Source organism: Amycolatopsis kentuckyensis (assembly GCF_041679295.1).
In the GTDB taxonomy this organism is placed as follows: domain Bacteria; phylum Actinomycetota; class Actinomycetes; order Mycobacteriales; family Pseudonocardiaceae; genus Amycolatopsis; species Amycolatopsis kentuckyensis_A.
Genome location: NZ_JBGDMD010000001.1, coordinates 466,614 through 477,947 on the forward strand (window position 1 = coordinate 466,614; position 11,334 = coordinate 477,947).

Sequence of the window (11,334 nt, forward strand, 5' to 3'; positions counted from 1 at the left end):
CGGTGGAAAGAAAGGACACCGGCACCGGCAGTTTCCCGGCAGATGCCCCGATTCCCTGGCCGGGGAAGTCCGGCGGTCCGCATCCTGGGGAAAGGGGTGTGCGAAAACCGCCCGCGCCGAACAGAGGAGTCCACCGTTGCGAATACTGTTCACCACCCTGTCCGGCGTCGGCCACCTGTTCCCGATGGTGCCCCTGGCGCGGGCGTTGCGGGAGGCGGGGCACACCGTGCTCGTCGCCAGTGACGACGAGTTCGCCCCGGCGGTGCGGGGCGTGGGCCTGCCGGCCACCGCCGTGCTGCCCCCGAGTGATCTCTCCACGTTGCTGAAACCGCCGACGGGCGTCACCTTCGGCCGGTTCGACCCGCAGCGCGCGGCCGAGGGCAGCGGACGGCGGTGCGGCGAGGCGGCCGTCCGGGCGCTGCCGGCCGTCCGGCGGCTGGTGGGGGAGTGGCGCCCGGAGCTGGTGGTCTCCGAGCCCATGGAGCTGGCCGGCCCGGCCGCCGCGACCGAGGCCGGCGTGCCCTGGGTGCGGCACCACTGGGGGCTGTTCCCGCCCGACGGCATCCTGGCCGCCGCGACCGCGTCGATGGCGGCCGCCGGGCTGCCCCCGCTGGCCGATCCCGTGCGGACGCTCGACATCTGCCCGGCCGGCCTGCAGTTCCCGGCGGAGGTGCCGGTGACCCCGATGCGCTACGTCCCGTACCACCGGCCGGCCGACGTACCCGCCTGGCTGACCGGCGGCGCGCCGGCCCGGCCGCGGGTGTGCCTCACCATGGGCACCATGCTGCCCCGGCGGGACCCGGAGGTCGCCCCGCTCTGGCGGCGGCTGCTGGACGAGTTCCTCGGGCACGGCCACGAAGTGGTCATCGCCATCGACCCGAAGGACCGGTCGGTGCTGGGCGAGCTGCCCGACGGCGTGCGGGCGGACTGGGTGCCGCTGGCCGTCCTGCTGCCGACGTGCACGGCGATCGTGCACCACGGCGGAATGGGGAGCTCGCTGACGGCCGCGACGTGCGGCGTGCCCCAGCTGATCATCCCGCACTTCGGCGACCAGTTCCGCAACGCGGGGCGGCTCGTCGAGGCCGGCGCGGCCCTCAGCCTGTCCCGGGCGACGGAGGACCCGGCGGAGATCGCCGCGGCCGCCGCCGGAGTGACCGACGGGGAAGCGCTCAAGGAGGTTTCGCGGCGGCTGGCGGCGGAGAACGCTGTGCGGCCCAGCCCGGCCGAGGTGGCCGCGCAGCTGACCGAATCCGCGGCGACGCCGACGAAGTGAACCCGGCTGCCGGGCGGTGATGTGCCGCCCGGCAGCTCGATTTCACCGCGGCAGCGCGGGCTCGCCTGCCGGAACGTACCGATCGAGCACAGTGGACAGATACCCCGGCCCGAAGCCGAACGCGTCCACGCCCGGCACCAGCCGTCGCAAGCGGTCCAGGCTGACCACCGGGGTGCTCGCCGGCCCGGCCACCACCCGCCTGACGGCCGTCGTGCCGAGCCGGGTCTCGATGCCGGCGATGACGCTCTCGACCGGGACCGGCACCCCCGACGCCACGTTCACCACGGTGTCGCGCACCCCCGCGTGCAGCAGGCCGTCCAACGCGGCGAGGGCGTGGCGGACGTCCACCAGATCCCGGAAAACCCCGCGGCGCACGAGCACCGAACCGGACCGGACCTGGGCGATCAACGCCGGCAGCAGCTGGTGCTCGCGTTGGCCGGCGCCGACGAGGTTGCTCAGCCGCAGGGTCAGCCAGCCGGCGCCGCTGGCCGCCAGCACCGTTTCCAGCGCCAGCTTGTGGCGGCCGTACGCCGAAGTGGGGAACACCGGCCCGGTCTCGGTGCCCGGCGACGGCGTCCCGTACAGGACCGGCGACGCCGTCGAAAAGAACAGGACCAGCCGGCCGCGGTCCCGGCACTCGAGCGCGACGCGGTACAGCAGCTCGGCTTCGCGGTCGAATTCCGCCGCCGAGTCCACGATCGTGCTCGACACGCCGGCCGCGATCGCCGTCACGCCGGGGTGCCGGTCGCCGAAGTGCGCGCGCAGGTGCGCGGCCAGGAAACCGCCGCCGATCACCTGCATCGCGGCCGGGCGCTCATATCAGCGCCCGCAGCGCCGCGACCAGCGTCCGGGCCTGGACGTTGAGGTAGTGGCGGTGCTGCAGCAGCACGGTCAGCTGGCTCAGCGTCAGCCACTGGAACTGGCCGTCCGGCCGGACCGAAAACCCGTCGTCGACCTCGAGGATCACGTACCGGCTGCGGGCGTCGTAGAACCGGCCGCCCTCTTCGGAAAGCTCGACGTCGAACCAGGTCCGCTCCGGCCGCCGGGCGCGCACCAGGTCCACGTAGGGCGGCAGGTCGCCGTAGTTCTCCGGGACGCACTGCACCGTGGGCGCCAGCTCGACGACGTCCAGGTACCCGGGCTCGACCCGGGCGTTGATCAGGGCGTGCACCACCCCGTCGAACCGCTTGACCAGCAGCGCGACGATGCCGACCCCGTGCGGCTCGAGCAGCGGCTGCTGCCACGAGCCGACCTCCCGGCAGCCGGCCCGCACGTCCACGGCCACGACGCTGAAGAACCGGCCCGACTCGTGGGCGATGGCGGAGTCCGTCCGGTGCCAGCGCTCGATTTCGCGCAGCGGCACCGGTTCGGTGACCAGCTCGTGCTCGGTGTGCATCCGGGTGATCCAGCTGAGCACCTCGGCCGTGGTGTGCAGGCCGCCCGCGGTGTCGGCCGCGGCCGGCAGGCAGGACAGCACCGTCCGGGCGTCCATGTTGACCACGTTGTCCAGGTGCAGCAGCCGGTGCAGCTGCCCGAGGGTGAGCCACTGGAAGTCGTCGCCCGCCTCGACCTCGGGACCGACCTCGACGATCATGTTCCGGTTGCGCTTGCGGTAGAACCAGGCGCCCTGCTCGGACTGCAGGACGTCGGCGATGACCCGCCGCGGGTCGGCCGGGGCGAAGTGCTCCAGGTGGGGCACCACCCGGCCGCCGTGCACGCGGGTGTAGTTGCTGCGGGTCGCCTGGACCGTCGGCGCGAGCTGCAGCCCGTTCGGGTTGCCCGGCTCCGCCTTGGCCTGCATCAGGCAGTGGAGCACGCCGTCGATCTCGCGGACGGCGATGCCCAGGATGCCGATCTCGGGCTGGTGGATGATCGGCTGGGACCATTCGCGCACCGGCCCGAAGTCGCTGCGCACCCGCAGGCCCCCGACCGAGAAGAACCGGCCGCTGGCGTGCGTGAGGTTGCCGGTGCCCGGGTCGAACCCCCAGCTGCCCAGCTCGGTGAAGGGGATCCGCCGCACCTCTTGGACGTGGTGCGGCCGGCGGCTTTCCAGCCACGCCAGCACTTCCCGGTGGGTCAGCACCCCGTCGGCCGCCGCGGCGGACTCGGCGATGCGCTCGGGCAGCGAAGCGTCGGTGTGGCGCAGCAGCCCGGTGGGTGTGGCCGTCGGCATTCGGTTCCTCCGTTACGCCAGCAGGACCGGCAGTTCGGCGAGCCCGCGGAACGCGGGGATCTCGACCCCGAGCCACGGCACCTGCGCGGCGGGCACGGCGAGCCGGGTCCCCGGGAAGCGCGTGAACAACGTCGACAGCGCGATCTGCGCCTCCATCCGGGCCAGCGGCGCGCCGAGGCAGTAGTGCGCCCCGTGGCCGAAGCCGAGGTGACCGCTGGTGGCGCGGCCGAAGTCGACCGTGTCCGGGTCGGGGAAGCGGGCCGGGTCCCGGTTGGCCGCGGCGATCGCGATCTGCACGAGCGCGCCCTGGGGGATCACTTCGTCACCGATGCGGATTTCCTCGGTGGCATAACGGAAAGTCGCGTTCTCGGCGGGGCCGTCGAAACGCAGCAGCTCCTCGACGGCGTCCGTGAGCAGCTCCGGCCGCGCGCGCAGCTCGGCCAGCCGGTCCGGGCGCTGCAGCAGGTGGAAGATCGAGTTGCCGATCAGGTTGCCGGTGGTTTCGTGGCCGGCGAACAGCAGCAGCCAGGCCGACGACACGAGTTCCCGCTCGTCGAGCCGGTCGTCGTCGCGGGCGCTCACCAGCGAGCCGATCAGGTCGTCGCCCCGCTCGACGCGCTTGCGGGCGATGAGGTCCACCAGGAACTCGTGCAGCCGGCCTTCGGCCTCCTGCTGGGCAGTGGTGGACTCCTCGTCGAACCCCGTGTGCGCCACTGTCGCCGACCACCGCTGCACGTCCGCGCGGTCCGCTTCCGGCACGCCCAGCAGCTCGCAGATCACCGTGATCGGCAGGGGGAAGCTGAACGCGGTCATCAGGTCGACCGGTTCGCCAAGGGGGATGCGGTCGAGCAGCTCGTCGGTGATCGCCTGCACCCGCGGCCGGAGCGCTTCGACCCGGCGTGGCGTGAAGGCCAGGTTGACCAGCCGGCGCAGCCGGGTGTGCTTCTCCCCGTCGGAGTTGATCATGTTGTCGTCGAGGTGCACCGAGCTGTCGCCGAAGATGGCGGTGTAGGCGTCCCACGCGCCGTACATGTCCTTGCTGAGCCGGGGATCGGCGAGGGCGGCCCGCGCGTCTTCGTAGCGGGTGACCACGTAGGTCGGGAACCCGTGGGGCGCCGTGACCGGGCACGCCGCGGCCGACTCGCGCAACCGGGCGTAGGTGGGGTACGGGTCGCGGCGGAAGTCCGCCGTGAACATCTCCGAAACCGGGCTGCTGCCCGCGATCTCCGTCATCCGAGTGCTCCCATCGCGTCGAACCGGACCGGCAGCTCGTAGACCGAGCGCAGCAGCAACCCCGAACGCCAGCGCAGCTCGGCGGGCTCGACGGCCAGCCGCAGGCCCGGCAGCCGGCGCACCACGGCCGAAAGCCCCGCGGTGCTGACCATCTGGCCCACCTTCTGCCCGAGGCAGTTGTGCGTGCCGATGCCGAACGCGATGTTGAGCTCGCCCTGGCGGGTCACGTCGAGCCGTTCGGGCTCGTCGTAGTGCCGGGGGTCCCGGTGCGCGGCGGTGATCACCGGGCACACGACGGCGCCCTTCGGGATCACGGCGTCGCCGTAGTGCAGGTCCTTGGCGGCGAACCGGAACGTCGCCGTCTGGGTCCCGCTGTCGTAGCGCAGCAGCTCGTTGACGGCGTTGTCCATCAGCTCCGGCCGGTCCCGCAGCAGCTCCAGCTGGTCCGGGTGGGTGAGCAGCGAGTGCAGCGCGGTCCCCAGGAAGGCGGTGACCGAGTCGACGCCGGACAGCACCATCGTGACCACCATGGCCAGCAGTTCCGGCTCGGTCATCTCCTCGCGGTCGCGGGCCCGGACGAGATCGCTGATCACGTCGTCGCCCGGCTGCGCGCGGCGCAACCGGATCACCTCGAGCACGAGGTCGCGGATCTCGTACTTGATCCGGTCGAAGTCGTCCGAGTGGTGCTGGTAGCTGGGGCTGGTCAGGTTGCGGCCGAGCTCGCGCAGCCGGGCCCAGTCGGCCGGCGGCAGCACGTGCACGCCGACCAGCTCGCCGATGATCCCGTCGGCCAGCGGCGAGGCGTACCCCTCGATCAGCTCCGCCTCGCCGTCGGCGGCGAACCTGTCGATCAGCTCGTCGGCGAGGCGTTCCGCGGGCTCCTGCAGCGAGCGCGCCTGCCGCGGCGTCATGTTCTTCGCGATCACGCGGCGCAGCCGGGTGTGCTCGGGCGGGTCGAGCATGGACAGGTTGCGGTGGAACGGTTTCAGCTCCGGGTCCATCAGCTGGTGCGCCGCGAGCGAGCCCTCGGTGACCGAGCTGCGGTCCTTGACGAGGTCGGGATCGATCAGCGCCGCGCGGACGTCGTCGTAGCGCGTGAGGAACCAGAGCCGGTTGAGGCCGCCCGGGTAGAACCGCTGGGAAACCCCGTCCTCCTCGCGCATGTGCTCGTAGGTGGCGTGCGGGCAGGCCACGAACTCGGGGCTGAAGAGCTCGGGCACCGCGTCCTGCTGGGTCATCGGCGTTCCTCGTCGGTGAAGGTGACGGGCAGTTCGCGGACGGCGCGCAGCAGGATGCCGGGCCGCCAGTCGAGGGTGTCGGGGGGCGCGGCGAGCGCCAGGCCGGGGAGCCGGCGCAGCACGGTCTCGAGCGTGATCCGCGTCAGCATCCGGCCGAGCTCCGCGCCGAGGCAGTTGTGGATGCCGTGCCCGAGCGCGACGTGGTGCTTGGCGTCCCGCGTGATGTCCAGCCGATCGGGGTCGGGGAACCGCTCGGGATCGCGGTTGGCCGCGGCCAGGGTCAGCGCGACGACCGCGCCGCGGGGGATCACCGTGCCGCCCAGCTCGACGTCTTCGCTCGTGAACCGGAACGACGCCGTCTGCATGGCGCCGTCGAAGCGCAACAGTTCCTCGACCGCGTTGTCCATCAGTTCGGGCCGGGACCGCAGCAGCTCCAGCTGTCCGGGGTCGAGCAGCAGCGCGAGCAGGGCGTTGCCGAGGAAGGCGGCGGTGGTGTCCATGCCGCCGAGCACGAGGGTGACGACCAGGCCGAAGAGCTGGTCGGCCGACAGTTCGCCGCGATCGGTGGCCGCGATCAACGCGCTGAAGACGTCCGGCCCCGGGTTCTCGCGGCGCCGCTCGATCAGGACGTCGACCAGCGCCTTGATCTCGAACTTGATTTCGTCGTAGTCGACGGTCGTCGCGCCGTTGTCCGGGGTGGTCAGCCGGTTGCCGAGCACCCGCAGCCGGTTCCAGTCGAACCCGGGCCAGTCCTCCTCGGGCCGGGAGCCGAGCATGCCGCCGATGATGTGGTAGCACAGCGGAACGGCGAGGTCGCCGACGAGCTCGGCTTTCCCGCCCGGCCGGAACCCGGCGACGAGCTGGTCGGCGTAGGCCGCCGCCTTGTCCGCCATCGCCCGGATGCGGCGCGGGGTGAACTCCTTGGCCACCAGCCGGCGCAACGTGGTGTGCTCGGGCGGGTCCAGCATGATCAGCGTCCGGTGGAACGCGGCCAGCTCGGGGTTCCCCCGCCCTTTCGCCAGCCCGCCCGTCGACACCGATTCGCGGCTCTTGCGGAACCGCGGGTCGCGGAACGCCGCGCGGACGTCTTCGTAGCGGGAAACGAACCACACCTGCATGCGCTCGCCCGCGTACCGCTTGCACACCACCGGTTCGTTTTCGCGGAGCGCTCGGTACGTGGGGTAGGGATTTGCGGTGAACTCTTCGCTGAACAATGCGGGCGCGTCTGTTTTCGGCATGGTCACCTCGAGTGGCCTGACGGGGAAAGAAACTCGAACTCGACGTCACCGACGACCTTATTGGCTCGCCGCGGGCCGGACACCTGAGAGAACGGCAGCAGTGTTCCGGCGGTTTCGGTGCACGTTCCGGAGGTGTTCCTTCCGGTCCGGCGCGGCGGTTCTCCCGGGCTCCCGGGTGAACTTGGATAAAACGGACTTAGCCGACATAGGTGCCTTGACAACATGTCAGACGCGTTGATAGACAAACTCATATCTTCCGAACGAGACCCTCCGAGGGTGCGCCATATGGAGATCGACAGTCGGCCTCAGTCTTCCGACGCCGCCCAGCTGTGTGCGCGCCACCCGGAGCTGCCCGGTGACCGGGACGGGTCTCCGGATTTCCCTTCCCGTGCCGCTGAGTTCCGGCTCGCGGCCGGCCGTGCGCTGCGCGGCCGTTCGCCGACGTCCGCTTGATCCCTTGCTCTCGCCGGGTCGTCCGGGCACCCTCGGTGCCGGGGGTCCGGCGACCAGAGAATTCCACGACGTGATCTCCGGGCAGGGAGATCACGGTACTGTGGTACAAGTGAAAAACTGGGGGGTTGGTAACTGGGGTGAAATTCAGCTTGCACTGAATTGATCGGATCGTGCACTCCGTCGGGTGTCGGGGTGTGCGCAATCGGTGATCGCGGGCCGGGGCGTTGTCGGGTGGCGACGGCTGGGGGGCAAGCGGTCGCCGGTCAAGGGTGCTCGCGGGTGCGTCCGGGTTTTCCCGGGCGGACGCGCGGGGAAATCAACTGGGGGCCTTGTGTTCGAATCCAACGAATCATTCAGGGTTGAATTGCGGAGATTGCGCATCAAATCCGGTGTCACGCAGGAAGAATTGGCGGAGGCGTCGGGCATCAGTGTGCGGGCGATCAGCGACCTCGAGCGGGGCCGGACCCGCCGCCCGCAACGCAAGACGGTGGAACTGCTGGCCAGCGGCATGCGCCTGGACGAGCACGACACCGCTCGGCTCGTCCACGTCGCCCGCAAGTCCACGTTGCAGGTGTCGCTGCCGCACGCCGGGCCCGGCGCGGTCCGCTGCGGTCACGACGCGGCCCGCTTCGAGGCGGCGGACCCGGGCCGGATCTGCGAGTTGCCGCCCCGGCTGCCGGGGTTGCCGAACACGCAGCCGGACTACCCGGCGCTCGACGACTTCCTGCAGTCGGTGGCCGCGGCCGAGACGTTGGCCCCCGCCAACGGCAACACCGCGTTCATCGTCGGGTCGCCGTGGGTGGGCAAGACGACGGCGGCGGTGCACGCGGCCTACAAGTGGCGGCACCTGTTCCCGGACGGTCAGCTGTTCATCGACCTCAGCCCGGACGGCCAGTCGGCGATGGGCCCGCTCGACGTCGTGCGGCGGTTGTCGCGTTCGGTCGGGGCACCGGTGGCGGAGGGCGCGGACCTCGAATCCGCGGCGGCGGCGCTGCGGAGCTTCCTGGCCGGCCGGCGGCTCTTGATCGTCCTCGACAAGGTTGTCAGCGAAGCCCAGGTGCGGTCGGTGCTGCCGGGTGTCAGCGCGAGCGCGGTGCTCGCGGTGTGCCGGCGCCGGTTCCCGGCGCAGGCGGGCATGCCGACGGTCTCGGTCGAGCCGCTGTCGGTCGGCCTGTCGGTGGCCCTGCTGGCGGCGGCGCTCGGCGAGCAGCGGATCAGGGACGAGTACGACGCGGCGATCGGGCTGGCCACCCTGTGCGGCGGGCTCCCGCTCGCACTGCAGTGGGTGAGCGGCCGGCTGCTGCGCAATCCTCATTGGACACTGCACCGGATGTTCACGGCGCTGATCAACCCGCGCACGAGGAAGGAGCTGATCGGGTCCTGCCGGATGGACCTCAGCGGCCGGTTCTACGCGCTGTACGACGAGCTGTCCCCGGACACGCAGCGGGCGTTGTGCGCGCTGTCGCACATCCACGCCGACGAGTTCACGTTGGACATGGCGGCGGCGGTGCTCGGCACCTCGGTCGACGACGCCGAGCGGATGATCGAGTACCTCATGGAGTGGCAGATCATCTCGGTCCACTACGACTCGGCACGGGCGGCGGTGTTCCGGATCAACCCGTTCGTCCGCACGTTCGCGGTGAGCGTGTCGGAGACGAGCGATCCGCTGGCCGACCTCGAGAACGTCCGCCAGCGCGCGACGACGGTCCTGGGTATCCAGGTGTGACCACCGGCCGCTGACGCCGGACCGCACGGCGGGGGGACCGCCGTGCGGTCCGGCGAGCCGCCGCCGCTGCACCGCGGCCCGAAAGCGGCGGCCTGAGCCGGTGATCACTCCGGCCCGGAGCGGGCCGAGCGCAGTTTGCCGGGTGCGGTGCCGTAGTGCCGCCGGAAGGCCTTGGCGAAGGCGAACTCCGAGGTGTAGCCGCTCTTCCCGGCGATCACGCGCAGCGGGGCGTCGGTGTCGCGCAGCATCCTTGCGGCCAGCGTCAGCCGCCACCAGGTCAGGTAGGTGAGCGGGGGCCGGCCGACCTTCTCGGTGAACCTGCGCGCGAACGGCGCCCGGGACAGCCCGGCCCGGGCCGCGAGGCCCGCCACGGTCCAGGGGTGCGCCGGGTCGCGGTGGATCGCGTGCAGCGCCGCGCTGACCGCGGGGTCTCGCAACGCCGCGGCCCAGCCGGTCCCGGCCGTCGTGGCGCGCTCGTCGAACCAGGCGCGCAGGAGGTACAGCAGCAGCGCGTCGAGCAGGGCCGGGATCAGCGCGTCCGAGCCGAGCCGCGGGCGTTCCAGCTCGGCGCACAGCAGGTCGACGACGGCGCGGAGATCGTGGTCGAGCCGGGCGGGCAGGTGCACGACCTCGGGCAGGCTCGTCAGCAACGGGTGCACCTGCGCCGGATCCAGCCGGTAGGCACCGCAGAGCGTCACGGTCTTCGGGCCCGTGCCTGTCTCCGGCCGGTCCGCGTACCGCTCGGCGAACCCGGGATCGTCCGGGTCGCACGCCTCGGTGCCGATCGGCGTCGCCGGGCTGTCGGCCAGCGCGTGACCCCGGCCGTGGGGGAGGAGGACGACGTCGCCGGCGGTCAGCGGCAGCGGCTCGGCGTCGGCCCGGATCAGCCAGCAGGTCCCGTGCAGCACCACCTGGAACCCGGCGGCGCCCGGCACCGGCGCGAACCACTGTCCCCAGGGCGCGTTCCACACCACCCGGGCGGAGCGCGGCTCGCCGGTGCGCAACACGGCGAGCACGTCGCTCAAGACATCCACAGTCTCTCCCGCGAGACGATCGGACAAGGAATGAGGACTGCGACGCATGGAGTGTCTCCCCAGTCCGATCCTAGGGTGATTTCCATGAGAAGCGCACGGATCCACCGCCACGGCGACCCCTCGGTCATCGAGATCGACGACATCCCGCGACCGCTCCCGGCCGGCGGCGAGGTGCTGGTCGAGGTCGCGGCGACGTCGTTCAACCCGACCGAGACCGCTCTGCGCTCCGGGGCCCTGCGGTCGCTGTTCCCGATCGCACTGCCCTGCACCCTCGGCTGGGACGTCGCGGGAACGGTGGCCGGCCGCCCGGTCATCGGCTGGCTCGAGCGGGGCGCGGCCGCGGAGTACGCCGTCGCGCCGCACGGACGTCTCGTGCCCGCGCCGGCGAGCATCCCCCTGCCGGACGCCGCGGCCATCCCGCTCGCCGGCCTCACCGCGTGGCAGGTCGTCGTCCCGCACGTGTCCGCCGGGCAGCGCGTCCTGATCAACGGTGCGGGCGGCGGAATCGGCGGATTCGCCGTCCAGCTGGCGAAACGCGCCGGCGCCCACGTCATCGCCACGGCGAGCGCGCGCAGCGCCGACGCCGTCCGGCGCCAGGGCGCCGACGAAATCATCGACTACACCAAGGAGTCCGTCGCAACGGCGGTCGAGCCCGTCGACGTGCTGATCCACCTGGTCGGAACTCCCCCACCGTGGACCCCACCGGTGCGCCGCTCCGGCACGATCGTCTCCGCGGCGGCGCCGGTGACCGCACCGCCCGGCGTGACGTCGACCCACGTGGTGGTCCGCTACGACGTGGCCCAGCTGACCGAGCTGGTGCACCTCGTGGACGCGGGCGCCGTGACGGTCGACGTCACCGAGACGCACCCGCTCGACGGCCTCGCCGACGTACACCGCCGAAGCGAGGCCGGCGACGTCCGCGGGAAGGTCACGATCCGTTGCCGGTGAAAGCAAGTCCGCCCCCCG

The 11,334-nt window shown here is 72.0% G+C and carries 9 protein-coding genes; 3 read left to right on the forward strand and 6 right to left on the reverse strand.

What is annotated here, in order from left to right:
• The first annotated feature begins 136 nt into the window (after window positions 1–136).
• Window positions 137–1,273, forward strand: a complete 1,137-nt coding sequence (locus ACERZO_RS02105) for a nucleotide disphospho-sugar-binding domain-containing protein (protein WP_372660755.1) — start codon at window positions 137–139, stop codon at window positions 1,271–1,273.
• A gap of 42 nt (window positions 1,274–1,315) precedes the next feature.
• Here ACERZO_RS02105 and ACERZO_RS02110 read toward each other — a convergent pair whose 3' ends face one another.
• From ACERZO_RS02110 to ACERZO_RS02130, 5 genes are read right to left on the reverse strand one after another with little or no spacing between them, the layout of a single operon-like run.
• Entirely contained in the window at window positions 1,316–2,074 is a 759-nt protein-coding gene (locus tag ACERZO_RS02110; protein ID WP_372660758.1) for an NAD-dependent epimerase/dehydratase family protein, read from the reverse strand.
• Window positions 2,075–2,087: 13 nt separating this feature from the next.
• Complete coding sequence (locus ACERZO_RS02115; RefSeq protein WP_372660761.1) at window positions 2,088–3,446, reverse strand: NDP-hexose 2,3-dehydratase family protein; 1,359 nt, start codon at window positions 3,444–3,446, stop codon at window positions 2,088–2,090.
• A gap of 12 nt (window positions 3,447–3,458) precedes the next feature.
• On the reverse strand, window positions 3,459–4,679 hold the full coding sequence (locus tag ACERZO_RS02120; RefSeq protein ID WP_372660764.1) for a cytochrome P450 family protein: 1,221 nt from the start codon (window positions 4,677–4,679) through the stop codon (window positions 3,459–3,461).
• A complete protein-coding gene (locus tag ACERZO_RS02125) occupies window positions 4,676–5,917 on the reverse strand; it encodes a cytochrome P450 (RefSeq protein ID WP_372660767.1) in 1,242 nt (413 codons plus the stop codon). The genes ACERZO_RS02120 and ACERZO_RS02125 overlap by 4 nt, the downstream gene beginning before the upstream one ends.
• Window positions 5,914–7,155, reverse strand: coding sequence for a cytochrome P450 (locus ACERZO_RS02130; RefSeq protein WP_372660770.1), 1,242 nt, complete (start codon window positions 7,153–7,155; stop codon window positions 5,914–5,916). The genes ACERZO_RS02125 and ACERZO_RS02130 overlap by 4 nt, the downstream gene beginning before the upstream one ends.
• A gap of 784 nt (window positions 7,156–7,939) precedes the next feature.
• Between ACERZO_RS02130 and ACERZO_RS02135 the strand changes: the two genes are divergently transcribed.
• Window positions 7,940–9,334: a helix-turn-helix domain-containing protein gene (locus tag ACERZO_RS02135; RefSeq protein WP_372660773.1), complete on the forward strand. Its 1,395-nt coding sequence runs from the start codon at window positions 7,940–7,942 to the stop codon at window positions 9,332–9,334.
• A 104-nt stretch (window positions 9,335–9,438) separates the two neighbouring features.
• On the opposite strand, the gene ACERZO_RS02140 is transcribed toward ACERZO_RS02135, so the two are convergent.
• Window positions 9,439–10,368: an AraC family transcriptional regulator gene (locus ACERZO_RS02140; RefSeq protein ID WP_372660776.1), complete on the reverse strand. Its 930-nt coding sequence runs from the start codon at window positions 10,366–10,368 to the stop codon at window positions 9,439–9,441.
• Between the two features lie 84 nt (window positions 10,369–10,452).
• On the opposite strand from ACERZO_RS02140, the gene ACERZO_RS02145 reads away from it, so the two are divergent.
• Complete coding sequence (locus ACERZO_RS02145) at window positions 10,453–11,316, forward strand: NADP-dependent oxidoreductase (RefSeq protein WP_372660778.1); 864 nt, start codon at window positions 10,453–10,455, stop codon at window positions 11,314–11,316.
• Window positions 11,317–11,334 lie beyond the last annotated feature (18 nt).

Coding starts and splice junctions, on each gene's coding strand:
- ACERZO_RS02110 (WP_372660758.1), bottom strand. CDS start 2,074: ATGCAGGTGATCGGCGGCGGTTTCCTGGCCGCGCACCTGCGCGCGCAC.
- ACERZO_RS02115 (WP_372660761.1), bottom strand. CDS start 3,446: ATGCCGACGGCCACACCCACCGGGCTGCTGCGCCACACCGACGCTTCG.
- ACERZO_RS02120 (WP_372660764.1), bottom strand. CDS start 4,679: ATGACGGAGATCGCGGGCAGCAGCCCGGTTTCGGAGATGTTCACGGCG.
- ACERZO_RS02125 (WP_372660767.1), bottom strand. CDS start 5,917: ATGACCCAGCAGGACGCGGTGCCCGAGCTCTTCAGCCCCGAGTTCGTG.
- ACERZO_RS02130 (WP_372660770.1), bottom strand. CDS start 7,155: ATGCCGAAAACAGACGCGCCCGCATTGTTCAGCGAAGAGTTCACCGCA.
- ACERZO_RS02145 (WP_372660778.1), top strand. CDS start 10,453: ATGAGAAGCGCACGGATCCACCGCCACGGCGACCCCTCGGTCATCGAG.